Here is a 22,936-nt window from a genome sequence, read left to right as displayed (position 1 = left end):
CAAGGTTTTGAAAACCTTGCAGGACTGTAGAAAGCATGAAGAAAAAAGTTTTTTTTATTTATTTTTTTTTAGTTTTTTGCTCTGTTCAGAGCCAGATAAAACAGGAATCAGCGAAATTACGTAAAGAAATTTCGCTGAATTCATCTTGGGAAACTATTATCTTAAATAATCCCATGCAGCAGGATGAAAACTTTGTGAATAATCCTAAAATTGATTCGCAATGGCAAAAAACAAATGTGCCTCATAACTGGGATCAATATTATGGTTACCGCAGAATGAAACATGGCAATTTGCATGGAACAGCCTGGTATCATAAAACATTTAAAGTTGATAAAAAAGACAAAGGCAAACGCCTTTTTTTGTATTTTGAAGGGGTAGGTTCTTACGCGAAGGTTTGGGTTAACGGAAAAAAAGTTGGCGCGCATAAAGGCGGAAGAACCACTTTTACAATCGATATTACAAACGCAGTTTCTTTTGATACCGAAAATAAGATAATGGTCAAAGCCGATCATCCTTCTTTTATTGCAGATCTTCCGTGGGTTTGCGGCGGATGTTCCGGCGAATGGGGATTTTCTGAAGGTTCTCAGCCACTTGGTATTTTTAGACCCGTTTCTTTAATCGTTACAAATGAGGTTCGCATTGAGCCTTTTGGCGTTCATATCTGGAATGATAAATCTATTTCTAAAGAAAAAGCGATTCTTCATACTACAACAGAAATTAAAAATTACGGAAAATCAAATCGTGATGTAACGATTATAAATACACTTTTTGATGCCGATAAAAAAGAAGTTGTTTCGGCAAAAAGTGAACTAAAAACTATTTCTGGCGAAAGCAAAGAAGTGGCTCTAACACTTCCTGAAATTTTAAATCCGAAATTATGGTCGCCGTCAAATCCGTATTTGTATCAATTGGTAACTTCGGTTTATGAAAACGGAAAAAAAATTGACGAATTAAAAACACCTTACGGAATTCGCTGGGTAAGCTGGCCAATAAGCAGGGACGGAAAAGACAATCGTTTTTATATTAATGACGAACCACTATTTGTAAACGGAATTTGCGAATATGAACATATGATTGGAAACAGTCATTCGTTTTCAGACGAACAAATTCATGCCAGAATTGAGCAAATAAAAGCGGCTGGATTTAATGCTTTTCGAGAAGCGCATCAACCTCATAACTTATTATATCAAAAAGAATTAGACCAAAACGGAATCTTATTTTGGAGTCAGTTTTCGGCACATATTTGGTACGATACGCCGGAATTTAAGGAGAATTTTAAAACCTTATTACGAGAATGGATTAAGGAACGCAGAAACAGTCCGTCGGTTGTAATGTGGGGATTGCAGAATGAAAGTACGATTCCGAAAGAATTTGCAGAAGAATGCACCAAAATCATTCGCGAAATGGATCCGTTATCCGCTTCTCAAAGAATTGTAACCACTTGCAATGGCGGCGAAGGAACTGACTGGAATGTAGTACAAAACTGGTCGGGAACTTATGGCGGTGATCCTTCAAAATATCATCTTGAAATGAGCACGCAGCTCTTAAACGGAGAATATGGCGCGTGGCGAACTGCAGATTTACATACCGAAGGCGAATTTGACCAAAAAGGAATTTTGAGCGAAAACCGATTTTCGCAATTAATGGAAATTAAAGTCCGCGAAGCCGAATCGGTAAAAGATAAAATAGCGGGACAATTTAACTGGCTTTTTGCTTCGCACGAAAATCCGGGGCGTTCTCAAAACGGCGAAGGATTTAGAGATATTGATAAAGTTGGTCCCATAAATTACAAAGGACTTTTTACCGTTTGGGGCGAACCTCTGGATGCGTATTATATGTATCGCGCCAATTATGTTTCGAACAAAACAAACCCGATGGTTTATATTGTTTCGCATTCATGGCCAAGTCGTTGGGATTCGGCAGGAATTAAAAACGGAATCGATATTTATTCCAATTGTGATGAAGTAGAATTGTTTAATGATGTCAATAAATCATCATTAGGGAAACTGAAAAATCCGGGATTGGGTCAGCATTTTCAGTTTAATAATGTCAATATTCAGTATAATGTTTTATATGCGGTTGGTTATGTAAACGGAAAAGCTGTTGCCAAAGATTATGTTGTTTTGAACACACTTCCGAAAGCGCCAAATTTAAACGCATTATATACAGATCAGGCCGATATTACAAAAGCAAAAAAAGGATACAATTATATTTACAGAGTTAATTGCGGAGGTTCAGAACTAACAGATTCTAATGGAAATTCCTGGCTTACTGATACACATAAAAGCAGACAAAATACGTGGGGCTCATTATCTTGGACAGATAAATTCGAAAAACTTCCTGATTTTTATGCGAGTCAACGCAGTACTTCCGACCCAATTTCTGGTACAAAAGATCCCGTTTTATTTCAAAGTTCAAGATACGGAACGGATAAATTAAGTTATGAATTTCCTGCTGCCGATGGAGAATATCTTGTAGAATTGTATTTTACAGAACCATGGTACGGAACCGGCGGCGGTTTAAATTGCAAAGGCTGGCGATTGTTTGATGTTGCCATAAATGACAATATTGTTTTAAAAGATTTTGATATTTGGTCAGAAGCCGGACACGATAAAGCATTGAAAAAAACTTTTGTGGTAAAAAGTAAAGGAGGAAAAATTACGATTTCATTTCCAAATGTAAAATCAGGACAAGCCATTATTTCGGCGATTGCGATTGGTACAAAAGATATACATGCCAGACCTGCAGATGAATCTTCTAAAAATATTCAAAATCTTGTTTTGGCTGCTGATGATAAAAGTGCGAACAAAATAGCTTCATGGCTGGATATAAATTCAAAACAATATTCAGATTCTGATGTTGTTTTTACGCAATTGCTTTCTGAGGTTTTTGGAGCAGATTATGTGCAGTTTTCTTCCAAATCAAAAGCTGTCGGTTCTTTTACAGTTAAAGAAGATTCAGATGTTTATGTAATGTTCGACAGTCAATCAAAAGCAACATTTGGGGATTATTCAGATTATAAAAAAATAGAAGAAATTGCCAAAAACAGCGATGGTGTCGAGTTTTCTATTTTTACTAAAAAAGTAAAAAAAGGAGAGAAAATATCTTTCGATAATTCAGAAATCCTAAATACTTTTATCGTAGTTCCAAATTATGATATGGGCGAAAAAGATGATTCGCGTCCAATCGTTATTTTTGAAGCAGAAAAAGCCAAAACAACCGGAACCGATATTGTAAAGGGAAATTTCAAAAAAGCCGATTATATCGAGTTTACAAAAAAGACAAATAACAGCATTGAGTTTGAAGTAAAACCCGGAGTTGCCGGAATTTATCTAATGCGTTTTAAATTCATGAACCAAAACGAAACACCATTAAAAGTAAAATTTAAAATGGAAGACGCATACGGAATTTTAATGCGAAACGATACAATTGAATTTTTTCCTTCACCAGAAAAATGGAAGATTTTGAATACGACTTCGGGCGGATATATTAATGCCGGAACGTATAAAATTACATTGGAAGGAGAAGATTTGAAAGGGTTGATGTTGGATTCGTTTGAGTTTCAGTAGGTTTTTTTTCTAAGGGCAAAGGTGCAAAGGTTGAAAGGTTGAAAGGAGCAAAGGAGCAAAGGTTTCTCGGTTTTGTAATTAACACCATTTTTGTCATTCTGAGGAACGAAGAATCTCCACCAAAAGCTCTACAAAGATTGGCGGCTTTTATGTACGGAGTCACTTACTGAGATTCTTCGTTCCTCAGAATGACAAAACAATAAGCAATAACAAACAATACACATAAAATTGGATTGATTAAAAAACATATTTATGATTAAACATAAAAAGATTTTACAAAACACAACAATCACCTTAGCATTATTGCTTTCTATCGCCTGTTTTCCGCAAGGAAAAAAAGCAAGAATCATTGAAGATTTCAATAAAAACTGGAATTTTAAATTAGGTGATTATCCAAACGCAATTCAGTCTGATTTTAATGTTACAGATTGGAGATCGCTTCAATTACCTCATGATTGGAGTATTGAAGGAGACTTTAATAAAGATAATACAACGAAACAGGCGCAAGGTTTTTTGCCGGCTGGAAAAGGCTGGTATCGTAAAGTTTTTACTGTTCCTGCAAGTTGGAAAAGCAAAGTGGTTTCTGTTGAGTTTGATGGGGTTTTTAAAAATAGTGAAGTCTTTATTAACGGACATTCTTTAGGAATTCGTCCAAACGGTTATATTTCTTTTGGGTATGATGTATCGCAATATTTAGATTTTGGCAGACAAAATATCATTGCTGTAAAGGTCGATAATGATGCTCAGCCAAATTCAAGATGGTACACGGGATCGGGAATTTACAGAAATGTGCGTTTGATTGTTACCGAACAACTGCATGTTGGCGAATGGGGAACTTTTGTAACGACGCCGGAAATTTCAAAAGAAAAAGCTTCGGTTCATTTAGAAGTTGAGGTTAAGAATGCTTTTGATACTGAAAAGGAATTTATATTGGTTTCTACCATTTTTGATAAAAATAATGATGAAGTTGCCGAAGCACAATCAACAGGGGAAATTGCGGCAAATTCATCTTCAAAAAAGAGTCAGGATTTTACTTTAAAAAAGCCAAAACTTTGGGATACGGAAAATCCATATCTCTATAAAATTATCACTAAAATTTATGAGAAAGGTGAATTGGCTGATAATTACGAAACGCCGCTTGGAGTTCGTTATTTTAATTTTGATGCCGAAAAAGGATTTTCATTAAACGGAAAACCAATGAAAATTTTAGGTGTTTGTTTACATCATGATAACGGTGCTTTGGGCGCGGTTGAAAATATTCATGCGTTGAAAAGAAAATTGACAATTTTAAAAGAAATGGGAACAAATGCGATCAGAATGTCTCATAATCCGCATTCGTTAGAAATGATGCAATTGTGCGACGAAATGGGTTTTATTGTTCAGGATGAAGCTTTTGATGTTTGGAAAAAGAAAAAAGTAACCAACGATTACAATAAAGATTGGGACGCGTGGCACAAAAAAGATTTAGAAGATTTTATTAAAAGAGACCGCAATCATCCATCGGTTATGATGTGGAGTATTGGTAACGAAATTCGCGAACAATTTGACAGTACAGGAATTGCGATTACGCGAGAATTGGCTCAAATTGTAAAATCGTTAGATACAACGCGTCCCGTAACTTCGGCTTTGACCGAAAATGTTATTGAGAAAAATTTCATTTATCAATCCGGCGCTTTGGATCTTTTGGGTTTCAATTATAAACATGAAGATTATAAAGATTTTCCAACGCGTTTTAAAGGGCAAAAAATAATAGCTTCTGAAAGTGTTTCGGCTCTTGAAACTCGTGGACATTATGATTTTCCTTCAGATGGAATTAAAGCCTGGCCTCCAAAACACAATGCGCCGTTTGACGGAAATGCAGATTGGACGGTTTCGGCTTTTGATAATGTAAAATCGTATTGGGGCGCGACACACGAAGAAAATTGGAAAACGATCAAGAAACAGGATTTCATGGCAGGAACTTTTATCTGGACAGGATTCGATTATATTGGTGAACCGGATCCGTATCCGTATCCGGCTAGAAGTTCTTATTTCGGAATTGTAGATTTAGCGGGTTTCCCAAAAGATGTCTATTATATGTACCAAAGCGAATGGACGACGAAACCTGTACTGCATATTTTTCCGCATTGGAATTGGAAAAAAGATCAGGAAGTTGATGTTTGGGCTTATTACAATAATGCTGATGAAGTTGAACTATTCTTAAACGGAAAATCTCTAGGCAAAAAACCGAAACAAAATGACGATTTGCATATTTCGTGGCGCGTGAAATTTGAACCGGGAACATTAAAAGCAATTTCGAGAAAAAACGGAAAAGTAGTTTTGGAAAAAGAAATTCATACTGCCGGAGAAGCTTATAAAATAGATTTAAAAGCTGATAAAACGACAATCAAAAATGATACTTACGATTTGGTTTACGTTACGGTTTCTATCGTAGATAAGGATGGAAATTTATTGCCAAACGCAACTGATTTAATCAATTTTGAAGTTCTTGGCGGCGGAAAATTAGTTGGTGTTGATAACGGATATCAGGCTAATCTGGATTCTTTTAAAGCGAATTCCTGTAAATTATTTAACGGAAAATGTATAGCGATTATTCAGTCGAATGGAAAGAGGGAGAAGATTCAGTTGAAGGCTTCAACAGGAAATGGAATTCCGGTTTCTGTTCTTGATTTAAAAGTGGATTAGTTTAAAAAACGAAAACTCCTTACGTAATTAAGGAGTTTTTTTATGCATTTATCAAACTGATTTTTGTACTGCAATTATTTTTATATTAGCATTAATAATAAAATATAAGAAGAGAATTTCATTTTAAATATCTAACAAATGATAAAAAATATTTTCATAATTGCTTTATGCGGTATTGTCCTTTCTTGCACAATTCATGAATTTGGATATTTGTTTATTTCAATTCCTTCGTTCATTATATTATCGTATAATTTGTGCGATCTGATTCTAAAAATTATAAGTAAAAATCACCAGCCAAATAGGGAACTTCACAAAAAATTCCAGACTATTATTTTCATTTGTTTCATTCCGTTTTTTTTCGCTGTAAGATCTTTTGAAGATACGATTGGAGGTTATAATTTGTTTTGGAAACTTGTTTTTTTCAGTTTGATTATTACTGTTTTAATTACAGTAATTCTAAGCAGGTATTTTAATTTTAATAATGAATTTCGATTTTATAATTTATTAGCTATTTGCATTTTTTCGTTTATGTTTATTCCTAATATTGGAATACTTATTAATAGACATATTTCTAATGAAACCGAAAGGAAACAAGCCTTTATTATCAATTACAAAACCACAACAAAAAAGACTAAAGGAGGTTATGATTATAATTTTTTCATCAAAACAAAATATGACAGCAACGAACGATTAGATGTTGATAAGGAATTGTATGATGGTACTAAAGATGATAATGCAATAGTTTTGACTTTGCAAAAAGGAATATTGGGCTATGATTACATTACAAAATTTGACGTAAAATAAACTCCATAAAACTGGAGTTTTTTTATGCGCGTCATTTTGGCTAATGCAAACGCCAAACTGGCTACAAACAACTTTATACTTCGACTGATCTTTGCATTATAATTTTAAAACAATTAAAAATGCAAAAGACAATTTTTATTACAGGAGCTTCAACAGGTTTAGGAAAATCAACAGCAAAATTATTTCAAAGCAAAGGATGGCAGGTAATTGCGACAATGCGTAATCCTGAAAAAGAAACAGAATTAAATCAATTAGAAAATGTAATTGTACTTCCGTTAGATGTTACAAATCAGGAACAAATTGATTCTGTGATTAAAAGTGTTACTGAAAAATATTCGGTTGATGTGGTGTTAAACAATGCCGGATATGGTTTAATTGGTGCTTTAGAATCTTTGGAAAATGAACAAATCGAACGCCAGATTATAACGAATTTATTTGGTGTAATCAGGGTTTCAAAGGCATTTATAGCTCATTTACGAGAGAAAAAAAGCGGTACTTTTATCAATATTACTTCGACTTTTGGGTTAATGGGTTTTCCGACTTGTTCTATTTACAGCGCTACAAAATTTGCGGTTGACGGTTTTTCTGAAAGTCTGGCGTCTGAATTAACGCAATTTGGAATTCAGGTAAAAGTAGTAGCACCGGGCGGCATGCAAACTGATTTTGCAATTCGCTCTATGGAAGTTGGTCAGCATGAAGCTTACGAAAAATTAGCGCTGGAAGTAAGCAAAGGATATAGCGCAGAAAAATTAGAGAGTTATACAAAAGCCGAAGATGTAGCTCAAATTATTTATGAAGCTGCGACTGATAATAAAAATCAGCTTCGATATATTGCCGGAAATGATGCTAATGCTTTATATAATGAACGATTGAGTTTAGGCGCCGAAACACAGGTGCAAAATATCAAATCAATGTTTACTTTTTAATTTAAGAATCAGATGAAAAATAAAGCGATAGAATTGACTACTTTTAAGCTAAATGGTTTTACAACGCAACAATTTATTGACGCTAATACTGAAATTGATGCTTTTTTAAAGCGTCAAAAAGGGTTTTGTTCCCGAACTATTTTCGAATTAAAAAAAGACGTTGTTTATGATATGCTCGTTTGGGATAATGAAGAAGACGGAACAAACGCCATGCATAAACTAATGTCAGAACTTAGTGATTCGGTTGTGCACGACATGATCGATCAAAGTACGGTAAGCTGGAATATTGCGTCAGTGGAACATTTCGTAAATTTGTGAAACAATTGTACTTCAAAAATGAAAAATCAGCCTAGAATATTTCAGTCTATATCAGAATTACATAAAGCGATGGGACAAGCAAAACCAATGCATCCGCTTATAAGTGTTTTGGATTATGGTGAAGCAATTTTTGACCCGAAGGATTTTGAACAGGGAATTATTTTAGATTTCTACAAGATATCTTTTAAAACTAATTTCTCCGGAAAACTGCGTTACGGACATGGTTTTTATGATTTTGAAGAGGGCGGAATGTCGTTTGTTGCGCCCGGACAAATTTTAAAAATGCAGGAAGAGGAAGCGGATTACAGCGGAATGTCACTAAATATTCATCCTGATTTTATTCGTCCGTATGCTTTAAGTACGAATATTAAAAAGTATGGTTTTTTTTCGTATTCGGCTGCTGAAGCTTTGTATTTATCAGATAAAGAAAAGGAAACGATTTTGGCGGTTTTTGCTAATATTCAGGACGAATTAAACCAGCGAATCGATCATTTTAGTCAGGATGTTATTATTTCGCAATTGGAACTTTTGCTTAATTACAGCAATCGTTTTTACAATCGCCAGTTTATTACCCGAAAAGCGGTTAATAATGATGTGCTTTCTAAATTGGAAAACTTACTCGAAGATTACTTTAATACCGAAAAGCCGCTGGAAAATGGTTTGCCAACCGTACAATTCGTGGCAGATGAATTACAATTATCATCACGATATTTAAGCGATTTGCTGCGTAGTGTTTCGGGACAAAACACACAACAGTTTATTCATGATAAATTGATCGAAAAGGCGAAAGAATATATTGCAAAAGGAACTTTATCTGTTTCTGAAATTGCTTATAAATTAGGTTTTGAGCATCCGCAATCGTTCAATAAACTCTTTAAGAAAAAAACGAATATTAGTCCAATTGCGTTTCAGGAATTATTCAATAAAAATTAAATTATGGCATCACTAAATTTTGAACAGCTAAAAGAACGTTCTTTAGAAATAAGAAAACGGTATCACGAGTTAGAGTTAACGCATCACGGCTGCGAATGGACTGTTGAAGAAGATGCATTGGCTTTTTTAACGGATGCAGGTTTGGTAGGCCGCAACGTAATGTCGCAACAAGGAAGATGGCCAAAAGCAAATACAGAAGAAGAACTAAAACATAAAATAGGAGAATCTATTTGGTGGCTTACCGTTTTGGCTCAAAGAATGAATATTGATATTGAAGATGTTACAGTAGAATTTTTAACTAAAACAGAAGGGTTGTTGGGTAAATAACTTAAATCGTATATATAAAAAAACCTCCAAATCATCTGATTTTGGAGGTTTTGGTTTTTTTGCGCAAAGTGAATTTTACAGATCAAATCAAAGAAAATTTGTATCTTGGAAAGGTTTTACGCAATCATAATTTCGATTGAAATAGTTTTTAAATTTGTATATAAACAACCAAAAAATCAAAACATTATGGAAGAATCAAAAAATCAATCAGACAACTCAGGTTCTGAAAAAACACCAAAAGTAACCGGAGTTGGCGGTATTTTCTTTTTTTCAGACAATCCGAAAGATACAAAAGAGTGGTATGCCAAAAATTTAGGACTTGATGTCAATGAATGGGGTTCGACTTTTGAATCCAGAAATATTCAGAATCCAGAAGAGGTAGAATTGCTGCAATGGAGTCCGTTTAAAAATGGAGATGAATATTTTTTGCCATCAAAAAAAGAGTTTATGATTAATTACCGTGTTCAGAATATTGAAGGTCTTGTAAAACAACTTAAAGAAAACGGTGTAACGGTTCTTGACGACATTTCGACTTATGATTATGGTAAATTTGTCCATATTATGGATGAAGAAGGTAATAAAATAGAACTTTGGGAACCTTAAACAGATATGATTTCAGATAATAAACTGCTATTAAGATGAACCAAAACAATTTTGAAAATGATAATCAATGGAAAAAAAAGAACTATCAGAATTAACAGATCAGGAATTGTTGCAGGAAGCAAAAAAATGAAATCAGCTGCTGTGATTAATGCTTTATTAATTGGGTTTTTGATTGGAATTGTATTTTACAGTTTCCTGAAAAGCGCCTTAGGACTTTTGACATTAATTCCTTTATTTTTTGCCTATAAATTGATCAATAATTCAAAATACAAGAATAAGGAATTGGAAGATCTTTTAAAAGAGCGAGGTTTGAAATAGGAGTTTTTGTCATTTCGACAAAGGAGAAATCGCACATGTAACTCTACAAAGATTGACGATTCTAATTGTGGAATTTCGAATGTGATTTCTCCTTCGGTCGAAATGACAAGATTGTGTTTTTTACTGTATGTCATTCCTTGGAATGACAAAGTTTGCGGGTAATTTTTTATACTTTACACCATTTGACTTATTCCACAAGAATGTGATACTAAAGCAAAATATAAAACATAAAAAAAACTCCATTATTTCTAATGGAGTTTTTTGGTGGGCGATGAGGGGTTCGAACCCCCGACCCCCTCGGTGTAAACGAGGTGCTCTGAACCAGCTGAGCTAATCGCCCTATTTTACTAGGTTGCTATCATTTTGTGATTGCGAGTGCAAATATACGCTAGTTTTTGAGTTCTGCAAAGAAATTTCATTAAAAAATCAAACTTTTTTGCTTGAGTCTTATATCTTGCTGGCTTTGAATTTATTATAAAAGTGAATTTTTTAAACTTTTTAAAATAATCTTAATCGGGTTTAGTTTAAAGGCAATTCGGCTACAACAAAAGTGCTTCCGCCAACATAAATAAAATCATTTTTGGATGCGTTTTTCTTTGCTTCCGCGAAAGCATCTTCAACAGAATTGTATTTTTCGCCAATTAAATCGTATTTTTTTGCTGCATCTTTTAATATTACGGTCGCTAAACCACGTGACGAATTGGGCCTGCAGAAATAATATTTTGCTTCTTTAGGAAAAAGCGGTAAAATAGAATCCAGGTCTTTGTCATTTACAACTCCTAAAACAATATGTAAGTTCTCAAATTTTTCTTTCTGAATTTGATTCATCACCACTGCTAAACCGTGTTTGTTGTGTGCCGTGTCACAAATTATTTTCGGATTTTCACCCAACTGCTGCCATCTTCCTTGTAAGCCGGTATTTTTTATGGTATTTAACAAACCGCTTTTTAGATTATCAACAGAAACTTTAAAATCAGTTTGTGAGTTTAAAACAACAACAACTTGCTGAACGGTTTTTTTATTATGAAATTGATAATCACCAAGTAAATCAGACGGGAAAACACCCGAGATTAAATCAGCAGCAAAATAAATTGGCGCATTATTTTCTTTGGCTTTAGCTAAAAATACGGCTTCTGTTTCTTCTGTATATTCTCCAATTACTACGGGAACATTTGGCTTAATAATTCCGGCTTTTTCACCTGCAATTGCTGTTGTTGTGTTTCCTAAAAACTGTGTATGATCCAGATCGATATTGGTTATAACCGAAATTAAGGGCGTAATAATATTGGTAGCGTCTAATCTTCCGCCCAAACCAACTTCAATAATGGCAATATCTGTTTTCTCTGCAGCAAAATAATCAAATGCCAAACCAACAGACATTTCGAAAAAACTCATGTCATTTGCTTCAAAAAAGTCTTTATGTTTGGCTACAAATTCAATAACAAAATCTTCTGAAATATCTTCGCCATTGATTTTAATTCTTTCTCTGAAATCTTTTAAATGCGGCGAAGTATACAAGCCAACTTTATAACCCGCTTCCTGCAAAACCGAAGCCAGCATATGCGATGTAGAACCTTTTCCATTAGTTCCCGCAACATGAATGCATTTTAACTGATTTTGTGGATTATCAAGATGCGCCGCAAGCAACTTAATGTTGGTTAAATCTTCTTTGTAAGCCGAAGCACCCTGAAGCTGATACATGGGCAATTGGTTAAACATCCAATTTGTTGTTTCCTGATAGTTCATTATTTTTTGGATAAAATAGTTGTGAATTGAAATAATTTCCGGTTTTTTTAGTTTAATATTACAGTGAAATTATCTTTAATGCAAAATTGAAATATTTTTTAGAATTAATTATTAAAAACAAGAATTAAAATATGTTTAGCTTCATTCAATTACAAACAGATACCATCGCAAACGCCGCATCTAACGTAGTTATCGAAAAAATTGCACCAAATACTGAAATCTCTGTTTTAGGATTTATCTTAAAGGGAGGTTTTTTCTTAATACCAATTGCCATTTTACTGTTTTATACGATTTATGTGATTTTTGAACGTTACTTATATATTAGTAAAGCTTCGAGAATCGATGCAAGATTAATGCAGGATGTTGGTGATAAGCTAAATGCCGGAAATATTGAGTTGGCGAGAACGATTGTAGAAAGAAGCAATACAGCTGCAGGAAATATTTTGAAAGAAGGAGTTTTAGTTATTGGAAGACCAATCGCTGAAATCGAATCAAATATGGACCGCGCTGCCGATATTGAAATTGGTGAAATGGAAAGACGTTTAGGTCATCTTGGACTTATTGCGGGTATTGCACCAACTCTTGGTTTTATTGGAACAATTTCGGGAGTTATTAAGATTTTCTATAGCATTTCGGTTACAGAGAATATTAGTATTGGTAATATCTCCGGAGGTTTATACGAAAAAATGATCAGTTCTGGTTCAGGACTTATCGTGGGTATTATTGCCTATAGTGCTTACCATTTACTGAACGGAAAAATTGATGATTTTGCCTTGAAAATTCAAAAACAAATACTGGAATTTGTAAACATAATTCAAAGATCGTAAGTTATGTCTATTAAAAGGAAAAGAAGATTTCATGCCGAAGTGGCGACTTCATCACTAAGTGATATTATGTTTTTCTTGCTGTTGTTTTTCTTAATTATATCAACGCTAGCAAATCCTAATGTTATTAAAATGACGTTACCAAAAGCGAAATCAAATGAAAAAACCAATAAACAATTAATCAGTTTATCGGTTACAGAAGATAAAAAATTCTATATCGACAAAGAACCTGTGGATTTCGAAAATCTGGAAACAAGTTTAATGGCAAAAATTGGAGCAGATAAACAACAAACTGTTGTCGTTAGAATTCCGTTTAATTTGCAAGTACAGGATTTAGTTGATGTATTGCAAATAGGAGTGAAGAACAATCTAAAGTTTGTAATTGCTACTAGCCCGAAGTAATTAACCGCATTTTATGTCATTGCGAGGAACGAAGGAATCTCGCGGGCTTAATCCATAAAGTACGTCGCTCTCTGAATGTGGTTGCTTCGTTCCTCACAAGGACAAATAAAAAAGGCTTTCTGAAACATTTCAGAAAGCCTTTTTTATTTGTGTTAATCAGTGAAATTCGTGTTTAATTCAAACTGAAATTATAAACAATTTTACCAACCTGTTTTGCAGCTGCATTATCATCAGGAGACCATTTTGTATTCATGGCAGCAATTTTGGCTTGTTCTAATAAACAGCTTGCTGTATTTGTTGTGCCTTTAATTCCTGGAGTTGCGCTGATTGTTTTTCCGTTTTGATCGACTGTAACTTCTACAACTACTTTTCCTTCTTCGTTACAGGTATATTTTGGTGCAGGTTTCGATAATGCTTTTCTGTTTCCTAACGAATATCCTGATCCGCCGCCGGAACCTCCGCCGCTTCCGGCTCCGTAACCGCTTCCGGTACCAATACCATTTCCTGTTCCGTTTCCTCCGCCAGTTCCGCCACCAGAACCTCCGGTTCCGTAGTAACCGTTAGAACCCAGACTTCCGTTTGCCTTTCCTTTGTTTCCTGCTGCTTTATCGTCTCCGTCTCCGCCTTTGTTTGATCCTTTTAAAATGCTGGATAAAGCATCATTTGTAGAATTCGAAACTTTTGGTTTTTGGGGTACTGGTTTTGTTTCCGGTTTTTCGACAGGAGTCGGTTTTTTAGGTTTTTCCTTTACAGGAATAACGACGTCATTATCATCATCTGCTGTATTTTCCTGAGTAATTATCGCTTCGTCGGGAGTTGCTTTTGCAGGAGTTGCCTTTGCTTCGTTTTTAACATCGAGAACTTCACTTTTATAATTCGCTCCGGATCCTAAATCGCTGTCTCCAAAATTTACGGTCACGCCACCGCCACCGCCGCCTTCTGCAAGAGCTACGTTATTTTCCGGATTATATGGCGGCCAAAAACGTATAAAAAACAGTAATAGTATAATTACCGCATATATCGCTGTGGTGAGTAGTAATGATTTCTTTTTATCTGAAGAAACTGTGGAACTCATTTTGATTCTGAATTTTGAAATGTATTTAATAAAAACGTTTAAAAGTAGTAAAAATTGTTTAGAAACAATGGTTAGTATTGATTTTGTAAGCTATTGTTTTTTGCTCGCAGATTTGGCAGATTGAGCAGATTTAAATTAAAAAATTAAAAAGAAAAAAATCTGCTCAATCTGCCAAATCTGCGGGAAACTTTTACGGTAAAGTTAAAATCCTCTTAATCCAATAATCTGTGGCAAAAAAAAACGAGCTAAAAATTAATTTAGCCCGCTTAGAAATAAAGTATAAAAAAATTATACTAATTGTTTCAATGCAATCTCAAAAGCAGTTGCACTAATATTTGTTTTTGACGAATTTAAAGCGTGGGCTTTTACAATCGCATTTTTTATAGTTTCTGAAGTATCATTAAAGATTGCCTCATCTGTCATTTGCACTTTTTTCTCCATGAAATAAGCAAAAACTCTCGCCATTCCGCAGTTTGAAATAAAATCAGGAATCAAACTTACTTTATGATCTACTTCTTCCATAATAGATCCGAAGAAAATTTCTTTGTCTGCAAAAGGAACATTCGCCCCGCATGAAATCACTTCTAATCCGTTTGAAATTAAACTGTCAATTTGAGTTTGTTGTACTAATCTTGAAGCGGCACAAGGAGTGAAAATTTCAGCACCAATTGTCCATATTTTTGAATTGATTTCCTCAAACGGAATCATATTGTCGGCAACCAATTTATTTCCGTCTTTATTTAAGAACAACGTTCTGATTTCTTCAAATGAAAAACCTTCTTCTTTAATCAAACCTCCGTCGCGATCAATAATTCCAATTACTTTTGCACCCATTTCTGCTAAATAAAAAGCAGCAGCAGAACCTACGTTTCCAAATCCCTGAACGATTGCTTTTTTGCCTTTAATTTCTCCGCCGTAAGTAGCATAGAAATGACGAACTGCTTCGGCAACACCGTAACCGGTAATCATATCAGCAACAGTATATTTGCGGGTTACATCCGGTGAAAATTTAGGATTTTCGATTACCTTAATTACACCTTGACGTAATTGTCCAATTCTATTGATTTTATCTGCTTCGGTTGGTTTAAAATGTCCGTTAAAAACACCTTCCTGCGGATGCCAAACGCCACACTCTTCGGTCATTGGGATAACTTCGTGAATTTCATCGACATTTAAATCACCACCGGTTCCGTAATAACTTTTTAATAAAGGTGAAACCGCTTTGTACCAACGTTGCAAAACACCTTTTTTACGAGGATCATTCGGGTCAAAATTAATTCCGGATTTAGCACCGCCAATTGCAGGACCTGAAACGGAGAATTTTACTTCCATTGTTTTTGCCAATGATAAAACTTCGTTCATATCCAAGCCTTTTCTCATTCTTGTTCCACCTCCTGCGGCTCCTCCACGAAGTGAATTAATTACTGTCCAACCTTCAGCTTCTGTTTCAGAATCTTTCCAGTTAAAAACAATTTCAGGTTCTTTATTTTCAAATTGCTGTAATAAATCTTTCATTTTGTTAAGATATGTTTATTTTGTGTAAAAGTATAAAATAGAATAATGCGAATAATGTATTTTACGTCAATTTTCTTCAATAAAAAAATAAAGCCGAAAACGTAATAGTTTTCGGCTTTAAAATGTATAAGGAAATCAGGAAATTTATTGTCCTAATAAATGTTTTTTCAATGTGTCGTCAACCGGTTTGTCAGATAACCAGATTCCGAATAATGCTTTTTTGAAATCAAATCCCGGTATTTTTCCTTTTGGAACATCATTTTTAATTACGTTGATCGTTTGGTCAAAAGGGTTGTATGCCAAAATAAACACATCTTTTTCTGTGATAGGATCACTTAATAACTTTTTAAAATCTTCAATTCTCGGTCTTAATTCTTCCAAATTACTTCCCGCTGATTTTTCAAAACCTGCATTCATTGCTTTCGTTAATTTGTTTGAAGAAACCATAGATGATGTGATTTCAATTCGAATCGCCATTTCAGTATTGCTGTCAATAATGAATTTCGGATCCTGGCTTAATTGAGATAAATATAAAGCCTGAACATAAACTTCTAACCACATTTTAGATCTTCCGCCGGCGCCGTTAAGTTGTAAAGTTTTGTTTTGAAATTCAATTTTTCTTGGTACAGTAACGCCGTTTACCTCAAGGTGAGTTTGTGCAGAAACTGTTGAAAATTGAAAGCTTAAAATGAATGTAAATAATAGTAAAATCTTTTTCATACTCTATCGATTGTTTATTTTTTTTTAGGCAAAATTAATGTTAATTTTTTGATTTTTTAACACATTAAAAATATTTTTTCTTTTGTAGTGTATTCATAATCAAATTAGTAAGACTTGTTTTACGTACATATACGTGGTTTTGATGCTTTTGGTTTTTTTGAAATTGTTATTGTGTAAAGCTTTAGAATTAATGTTTTTTTATCACTAGCTTAATTCTTAAATTTTAAAGAAAATGTTGTAAAATTGATGTTATCAAGTGTATTATTCAATATAATCACGAAAACGTTATCGTGATCCTTGCTAATTTCTTAAAATTATATGCACGCATTGTTAATTCGACTTTAAAAATTATCTTTGGAAGCCTTTATTCGGGTACACAAAAAGCAATTCAAAAAACACAAAAAACCATTGCCTAAATCAAATATTTTGAAAATTTGGTTTGTCAAAAACAAAAAATAAAAGAACTATGGATTTCAATCTTACCGAAGAACATTTAATGATTCAACAAGCTGCGAGAGATTTTGCCCAAAACGAATTGTTGCCGGGTGTTATCGAACGCGACGAAAAACAAATTTTTCCAACAGAACAGGTAAAAAAAATGGGACAACTAGGCTTCATGGGAATGATGGTTGATCCTAAATACGGCGGAAGCGGCTTAGATGCTATTTCGTACGTGATTGCTATGGAGGAAATTTCTAAAGTTGATGCTTCGGCTTCTGTAGTAATGTCTGTAAATAACTCATTAGTTTGTTGGGGTTTACAGGAATTTGGAACGGAGGAACAAAAACAAAAATATTTACCGGGTCTGGCATCCGGTGAAATTCACGGCGCATTTTGTTTAAGTGAGCCGGAAGCCGGAAGTGATGCTACTTCTCAAAAAACGACTGCTATTGATATGGGAGATCATTATTTGGTAAACGGTACAAAAAACTGGATTACGAACGGAAACACAGCATCGGTTTATTTGGTAATCGCTCAAACGCATCCTGAAAAGAAACATAAAGGAATCAATGCTTTGATTATGACGAAAGATATGCCTGGTTTTTCTGTTGGTCCTAAAGAACAAAAAATGGGAATTCGTGGTTCTGATACACACTCTTTAATGTTTAGTGATGTAAAGGTTCCTAAAGAAAACAGAATTGGAGAAGATGGTTTCGGGTTTAAGTTTGCAATGAAAACTCTTGCCGGCGGTCGTATTGGGATTGCTTCTCAGGCTTTAGGAATTGCTTCCGGAGCTTATGAATTAGCTTTGAAATATTCGAAAGAAAGAAAAGCTTTTGGAACTGAAATCTGCAATCATCAGGCAATTGCGTTTAAATTGGCAGATATGGCTGTAAATATCGAAGCGGCACGTCATTTATGCATGAAAGCGGCATGGGATAAAGACCAGAATAAAAACTATGATGTGAGTGGTGCAATGGCAAAATTATTTGCTTCGCAAGTTGCTATGGATACTGCTGTTGAAGCGGTTCAGATTCACGGTGGAAATGGTTACGTAAAAGAATATCATGTTGAGCGTTTTATGCGTGATGCAAAAATTACTCAGATTTATGAAGGAACTTCAGAAATTCAGAAAATCGTAATTTCAAGATCCGTAATTGCGGGATAAATTCTCTCAAAATAAAATATTAAAACCCTTTCAGGCAAGTGCTTCGAAAGGGTTTTTTGTTTGTTTTTTAAATTTAGCTACATTTACAGAAAGCATTTTTTTATGTACGAAGATTTAAAATATTGGTATTTGCGGGATCATAAACTGTTTAGAACGTTGAGTTTTTCTCAAATTAAACAATTGTGTATTATTACCGGTTTTAAAAAAGCATCAAAAGGCGAAATTATTTATTTCTCCTCTTCGGATGTTCCCCGTATATTTTTACTTAAAAAAGGAAATATTAAAATCGTTGCTATTGATGATGATGGTAATGAAACGATAAAAGATATTATTCAGAAAGGGGATTTGTTTGGCGAACTGACTTTAGAAACCGATGATAAAGTCGAAGAATATGCTAAAGTGCTTTCTGATGATGTGGCAATCTGCAGTTTTTTAATGTCTGATTTTGAAGATTTATTGTTAAGAAATCCATCATTAGCACTTTCTTATACCAAATTTGTGGGTTTGAAAATGAAGCGTATTAAAAACAGTTATTCTAATTTAATTTCTAAAGATGCAAAAACCAGATTGTATCAATTTTTAAAAGACTGGGCCGAAAATGAAGGTGTGAGAAAAGGAAATATGGTGGCAATAGAAAATTATCTGACTCAAAATGATATTGCCCAAATCATTTGTACTTCAAGACAAACCGCCACTCAATTACTAAATGAAATGGAAAATAATGACCTTTTGCATTACAGCAGAAGCGAGATTGTTATTAAGGATATTACCAAATTATAATTATTTTAGGCTAAGTGTAAATTAGCCGACATTTTGTTTTTTCATAGCGAAGTAGTTTTACATTATCAAAATGATAAAATTTAAAACTATGAAAAAAGTACTCTTTATGCTTTTTGCAACACTAAGTTTTGCTGCAAATGCCCAAACCGAACTCCCTAAATCTGCGACTGACATTGCTCCTTTATTAATAGGAGAGAAAATTCCGGATATTACTTTAAAGACATCTGATAATAAAGATGCAAAAATCTCTGATTTACTTAAAAACAAAAAGACTGTTTTAGTTTTTTATCGCGGCGGCTGGTGTCCGTATTGCAATATGCATTTGGCAGCCTTGGCTGAAGCCGAAAAACAAATTCTTGATTTGGGTTATCAAATTATAGCCATAAGTCCTGATACTCCCGAAAATTTAAAAATTACAGCAGAAAAAGATAAGGTAAAATACATATTGCTTTCTGACTCAAAAGGTGATTTGATAAAAGCAGCAGGAATTGCTTATGAAGCTCCGGAAAACTATAAATCAGTAATTAACGTACATTCTAATGGAATGGATAGGAGTTTTTTACCTGTTCCTTCTGTTTTTGTTGTAAATGCTGAGAGTGATATTTTGTTCGAATATATTTCGCCTGATTTTAAACATCGGATTTCATCTGAATTATTGATTGCTGTATTAAAAAATTTAAAATAAACTAAGATGAAAAAGTTCACATTACTCGTATTATTATTTGTTTCAGTAGTTTCATTTGCTCAAAATGATTCAAAACGTATCGCTCAATATAATTTAGAAAATAAAATTGCCATTCTGGGTTACGATCCTGTTGCTTATTTCATTCAGGGAAAACCTTTAAAAGGTAAAAAAGAAATATCGGTGTCTTATCAGGGCGTGATTTATAATTTTTCATCGAACGAAAATAAAGAGGCATTTTTAAAAAATCCTTCAAAATACGAACCTCAATATGGCGGCTGGTGTGCTTATGCAATGGGAAGCGCGGGTGAAAAAGTGGAGATAAACCCAGAGACTTTTAAAATTATTGACGGAAAACTCTATTTGTTTTACAACGCTTATTTTAATAATACTTTGAAAAGCTGGAATAAAGACGAGAATAATTTAAAATCGAAAGCAAATACGAACTGGAAGAAATTCTATAAATGAAAACTGGTATGAAAAGGAAAAAAATAGTTTGGCTTTTACGAATAGTTGCTGCCGTTATTTTATTGCAGACACTGGTTTTTAAATTTAGCGGAGCAGAAGAAAGTATTTATATTTTTTCGAAATTAGGAATGGAACCTTACGGCAGAATTGGTTCCGGAATTGCCGAGTTGATTGCAGCTATTTTAATTTTAATGCCCAAAACAACCTGGATGGGCGCTGTATTAGGAAGCGGAATAATGATTGGTGCTGTTTTTTCGCATTTGTTTGTTTTAGGAATAGCTGTTCAAGGCGACGGAGGATTACTTTTTGTTCTGGCAATAATTGTATTAGTATGCTGTCTGGAACTCATTAATCTGGATCGGAATAAGATTTTTAACCTTTTAAAAGCAAAATAATTATGTTGATAAAATCGATACATCGCAGTTTAGATGACTTAATTAGTTTATTAGGTCAGCTTTCAGATCAGGATTATGCAAAACCATGCGACGCATTAAGCGGTTCGACTATAGGCGAACATACTCGTCATATTCTTGAAATGTTTCAATGTCTTGAAAAAAGTTATGATTCAGCAATTTTGAATTATGACAATCGCGAGAGAAATAATCGTATTCAAACCGAAACTCATTATGCAAAACAATGCATTTTTGAAATAAAGGAAGATTTAAAAAGCGAGAATAAAATAATGTATCTGGAACAATTTATTGACGGATTGACAATGCGAATTCAAACAAACTATTATAGAGAATTGCTTTATAATCTGGAACATTGCATTCATCATCAGGCGTTAATAAAAGTGGCAGTTTTGCAATATGGAAATGTTTTGCTTCATGAAAATTTTGGTATTGCACGCTCTACAATCGAATACAGAAAACAATGTGCACAGTAAGTTTTATAAATAATAATGGGGTTGTAATTATGACGTCAAATCGTGATGAAAAAGTAATTCGTCCGGCTGCGATTGCACCAAAGAATTACAATCAAAACGGAAAAAATGTTATTTATCCCAAAGATCCAAAAGCTGGAGGAACGTGGTTTGCAGTTGATGCAAACGGAACTGTTTTGGTGCTTTTAAACGGAGGATTGGTCAAACACGAAGTAAAACCGTCTTATAGAAAAAGCCGCGGATTAATTGCTTTAGAAATTATTTATGCCGATTCTCCGAAGGATTTTTGGATTGAAATTAATCTTGAAAATATTGAACCATTTACGTTGGTTTTGTATCAGAATAAAGAATTATACGAACTTGTCTGGGATGGTTCTGAAAAGAAAACGATACTATTAGATGAAACAAAAAATCATATTTGGTCTTCTGTCACATTGTATTCCGATGAAATCAGGAAAAAAAGGTCAGATTGGTTTGCTTGTTTTTTAAAGGATAAAGATAAAATTTCGGCTCCCGATATGTTTGGTTTTCATCGAAATACAGAAGGAAACGATACTCAAAACGGTTTAATTATTAACAGAGAAAATGCCTTAAAAACATTGAGTATTACGCAAGTTACAATAGAACAAAATAAAGGTGTTATGCGCTATTATGATTTGATAAAAACACAAGAGTATTCAACCGCATTTATTAGTATTTAAGAAAGGGAATCATGAAACTATTTTTTCATAAAATAACAAATTGGGAGTATTGGCCATTTCAGGTTTTATACATACCTATCTATTTTTTGTGGGCGTATTATGCCATAAAAGCACGATCTATTTTTTTCTTTAATGCATCAAATCCAAAAATTAAAAACGGCGGTTTTATGATGGAAAGCAAAAAACAGATTTACGATTTGCTTCCCAAAAAATATTATCCCAAAACAATTTTGATTCGGGAAAATACAGATCTGAAAAATATAGTAGAAACGGTTGTCGAAAAAGGAATTTATTTTCCATTAATAGCAAAACCTGATATTGGTTTAAGGGGTTCCGGTGTAAAAAAAATCAAAACAGTTTCTGAATTAAAGGAATATGCAGAAAAAGCAAATTTTGATTTTTTACTGCAGGATTTAATTCCGTTTAAAAACGAAGTTGGTGTTTTTTATGTACGTCATCCACATCAAAAAAACGGAAAAATTACCGGAATTGTCTCAAAAGAATTTTTGATTGTAAAGGGCGATGGCATTTCAACAATTGAAAAACTGATTCATCAAACGCCAAGATTTCAATTGCAATTTGAAACATTAAAAGAGGAATACGGAGATCAATTGGGCAGAATTTTGCAAAAAGACGAAAGTGTAAATTTAGTTCCGTTTGGCAATCATGCCCGTGGCGCAAAATTCCTGGATGGCAGTGATTTAATTACACCAAAATTAACGGCGATGATCAATGAAATTGCAGTTCAGATTCCGGAATTCTATTTTGGAAGGTTCGATATTATGTATAATACTTTTGAAGAATTAGAAAATGGCGAGAATTTTTTAATTGTAGAACTTAATGGCGCTGCCAGCGAACCCACACATATCTACGACCCTAAACATTCTGTTTGGTTTGCCTGGAAAGAACTTGCCAGACATATTACATATATGTATGAAATAAGTGTTGTGAATCATAAAATGGGAGTTCCGTACTTAGATTATAAAGTTGGAATGCGGGAATACAAACTGCATCTCGCCCAGAATAATAAAATTATAAATTTTTGAAA

23 protein-coding genes and 1 tRNA gene are annotated in these 22,936 nt (G+C 33.9%); 19 read left to right on the top strand and 5 right to left on the bottom strand.

The features are described 5' to 3' along the window. Window positions 1-35 precede the first annotated feature (35 nt). The 9 genes from OLM54_RS13860 to OLM54_RS13820 all read left to right on the top strand — a co-directional run bounded on the left by OLM54_RS13860 (window position 36) and on the right by OLM54_RS13820 (window position 10,483). Window positions 36-3,569 carry a malectin domain-containing carbohydrate-binding protein gene (locus tag OLM54_RS13860; protein WP_264535180.1) on the top strand — a complete coding sequence of 1,178 codons (3,534 nt, stop codon included), beginning with the start codon at window positions 36-38 and terminating at the stop codon, window positions 3,567-3,569. A 252-nt stretch (window positions 3,570-3,821) separates the two neighbouring features. After that, window positions 3,822-6,254: a sugar-binding domain-containing protein gene (locus OLM54_RS13855; RefSeq protein ID WP_264535179.1), complete on the top strand. Its 2,433-nt coding sequence runs from the start codon at window positions 3,822-3,824 to the stop codon at window positions 6,252-6,254. A 138-nt stretch (window positions 6,255-6,392) separates the two neighbouring features. After that, window positions 6,393-7,058 carry a hypothetical protein gene (locus OLM54_RS13850; protein WP_264535178.1) on the top strand — a complete coding sequence of 222 codons (666 nt, stop codon included), beginning with the start codon at window positions 6,393-6,395 and terminating at the stop codon, window positions 7,056-7,058. A gap of 119 nt (window positions 7,059-7,177) precedes the next feature. Further along, window positions 7,178-7,984, top strand: a complete 807-nt coding sequence (locus tag OLM54_RS13845) for an SDR family oxidoreductase (RefSeq protein ID WP_264535177.1) — start codon at window positions 7,178-7,180, stop codon at window positions 7,982-7,984. 12 nt (window positions 7,985-7,996) lie between these two features. Then, window positions 7,997-8,302: a hypothetical protein gene (locus OLM54_RS13840; RefSeq protein WP_264535176.1), complete on the top strand. Its 306-nt coding sequence runs from the start codon at window positions 7,997-7,999 to the stop codon at window positions 8,300-8,302. 18 nt (window positions 8,303-8,320) lie between these two features. Continuing rightward, window positions 8,321-9,235 carry a helix-turn-helix domain-containing protein gene (locus OLM54_RS13835; RefSeq protein WP_264535175.1) on the top strand — a complete coding sequence of 305 codons (915 nt, stop codon included), beginning with the start codon at window positions 8,321-8,323 and terminating at the stop codon, window positions 9,233-9,235. 3 nt (window positions 9,236-9,238) lie between these two features. Continuing rightward, the gene (locus OLM54_RS13830) at window positions 9,239-9,562 is read left to right on the top strand and encodes a MazG-like protein (RefSeq protein WP_264535174.1); all 324 of its coding nucleotides are present in this window, start codon (window positions 9,239-9,241) and stop codon (window positions 9,560-9,562) included. Window positions 9,563-9,748: 186 nt separating this feature from the next. Further along, window positions 9,749-10,165: a VOC family protein gene (locus OLM54_RS13825; RefSeq protein WP_264535173.1), complete on the top strand. Its 417-nt coding sequence runs from the start codon at window positions 9,749-9,751 to the stop codon at window positions 10,163-10,165. A gap of 57 nt (window positions 10,166-10,222) precedes the next feature. Continuing rightward, entirely contained in the window at window positions 10,223-10,483 is a 261-nt protein-coding gene (locus tag OLM54_RS13820) for an FUSC family protein (RefSeq protein WP_264535172.1), read from the top strand. Window positions 10,484-10,745: 262 nt separating this feature from the next. Here the strand turns inward: OLM54_RS13820 and OLM54_RS13815 are convergent. Both OLM54_RS13815 and OLM54_RS13810 read right to left on the bottom strand, forming a co-directional pair. Continuing rightward, window positions 10,746-10,823: transfer RNA gene (locus tag OLM54_RS13815), tRNA-Val, on the bottom strand. A gap of 179 nt (window positions 10,824-11,002) precedes the next feature. Beyond that, window positions 11,003-12,229 (bottom strand): bifunctional folylpolyglutamate synthase/dihydrofolate synthase, encoded by a 1,227-nt coding sequence (locus tag OLM54_RS13810; protein WP_264535171.1) that lies wholly within the window; start codon window positions 12,227-12,229, stop codon window positions 11,003-11,005. Window positions 12,230-12,360: 131 nt separating this feature from the next. Here OLM54_RS13810 and OLM54_RS13805 point away from each other — a divergent pair, with 131 nt between their 5' ends. After that, complete coding sequence (locus tag OLM54_RS13805) at window positions 12,361-13,056, top strand: MotA/TolQ/ExbB proton channel family protein (RefSeq protein ID WP_264535170.1); 696 nt, start codon at window positions 12,361-12,363, stop codon at window positions 13,054-13,056. Window positions 13,057-13,059: 3 nt separating this feature from the next. Next, a complete protein-coding gene (locus OLM54_RS13800) occupies window positions 13,060-13,455 on the top strand; it encodes an ExbD/TolR family protein (protein ID WP_264535169.1) in 396 nt (131 codons plus the stop codon). 172 nt (window positions 13,456-13,627) lie between these two features. Here the strand turns inward: OLM54_RS13800 and OLM54_RS13795 are convergent, their stop codons facing one another. The 3 genes from OLM54_RS13795 to OLM54_RS13785 all read right to left on the bottom strand — a co-directional run bounded on the left by OLM54_RS13795 (window position 13,628) and on the right by OLM54_RS13785 (window position 16,765). After that, window positions 13,628-14,530, bottom strand: coding sequence for an energy transducer TonB (locus OLM54_RS13795; protein WP_264535168.1), 903 nt, complete (start codon window positions 14,528-14,530; stop codon window positions 13,628-13,630). Between the two features lie 288 nt (window positions 14,531-14,818). Beyond that, complete coding sequence (locus OLM54_RS13790; protein ID WP_264535167.1) at window positions 14,819-16,045, bottom strand: Glu/Leu/Phe/Val dehydrogenase dimerization domain-containing protein; 1,227 nt, start codon at window positions 16,043-16,045, stop codon at window positions 14,819-14,821. Between the two features lie 144 nt (window positions 16,046-16,189). Next, window positions 16,190-16,765, bottom strand: coding sequence for a chalcone isomerase family protein (locus OLM54_RS13785; protein ID WP_264535166.1), 576 nt, complete (start codon window positions 16,763-16,765; stop codon window positions 16,190-16,192). Between the two features lie 466 nt (window positions 16,766-17,231). Between OLM54_RS13785 and OLM54_RS13780 the strand changes: the two genes are divergently transcribed. The 8 genes from OLM54_RS13780 (at window position 17,232) to OLM54_RS13745 (ending at window position 22,934) form a co-directional block, all read left to right on the top strand. Further along, window positions 17,232-18,374: an acyl-CoA dehydrogenase gene (locus tag OLM54_RS13780; RefSeq protein WP_264535165.1), complete on the top strand. Its 1,143-nt coding sequence runs from the start codon at window positions 17,232-17,234 to the stop codon at window positions 18,372-18,374. 102 nt (window positions 18,375-18,476) lie between these two features. Next, window positions 18,477-19,154, top strand: a complete 678-nt coding sequence (locus tag OLM54_RS13775) for a Crp/Fnr family transcriptional regulator (protein ID WP_264535164.1) — start codon at window positions 18,477-18,479, stop codon at window positions 19,152-19,154. A gap of 88 nt (window positions 19,155-19,242) precedes the next feature. Beyond that, window positions 19,243-19,839 (top strand): peroxiredoxin-like family protein, encoded by a 597-nt coding sequence (locus OLM54_RS13770; protein WP_264535163.1) that lies wholly within the window; start codon window positions 19,243-19,245, stop codon window positions 19,837-19,839. Window positions 19,840-19,845: 6 nt separating this feature from the next. Next, window positions 19,846-20,304 carry a YHS domain-containing (seleno)protein gene (locus tag OLM54_RS13765; protein WP_264535162.1) on the top strand — a complete coding sequence of 153 codons (459 nt, stop codon included), beginning with the start codon at window positions 19,846-19,848 and terminating at the stop codon, window positions 20,302-20,304. A gap of 8 nt (window positions 20,305-20,312) precedes the next feature. Further along, window positions 20,313-20,699 carry a DoxX family membrane protein gene (locus tag OLM54_RS13760; protein ID WP_264535161.1) on the top strand — a complete coding sequence of 129 codons (387 nt, stop codon included), beginning with the start codon at window positions 20,313-20,315 and terminating at the stop codon, window positions 20,697-20,699. 2 nt (window positions 20,700-20,701) lie between these two features. Then, entirely contained in the window at window positions 20,702-21,190 is a 489-nt protein-coding gene (locus OLM54_RS13755; RefSeq protein WP_264535160.1) for a DinB family protein, read from the top strand. After that, on the top strand, window positions 21,178-21,888 hold the full coding sequence (locus OLM54_RS13750) for an NRDE family protein (protein ID WP_264535159.1): 711 nt from the start codon (window positions 21,178-21,180) through the stop codon (window positions 21,886-21,888). The genes OLM54_RS13755 and OLM54_RS13750 overlap by 13 nt, the downstream gene beginning before the upstream one ends. Window positions 21,889-21,899: 11 nt before the next feature. Continuing rightward, complete coding sequence (locus OLM54_RS13745; protein WP_264535158.1) at window positions 21,900-22,934, top strand: D-alanine--D-alanine ligase; 1,035 nt, start codon at window positions 21,900-21,902, stop codon at window positions 22,932-22,934. The last annotated feature ends 2 nt before the right edge of the window (window positions 22,935-22,936 follow it).

The sequence above is a fragment of the Flavobacterium sp. N1736 genome, assembly GCF_025947065.1.
Classification (GTDB): domain Bacteria; phylum Bacteroidota; class Bacteroidia; order Flavobacteriales; family Flavobacteriaceae; genus Flavobacterium.
This window is presented reverse-complemented; position numbering and strand designations above follow the sequence as displayed.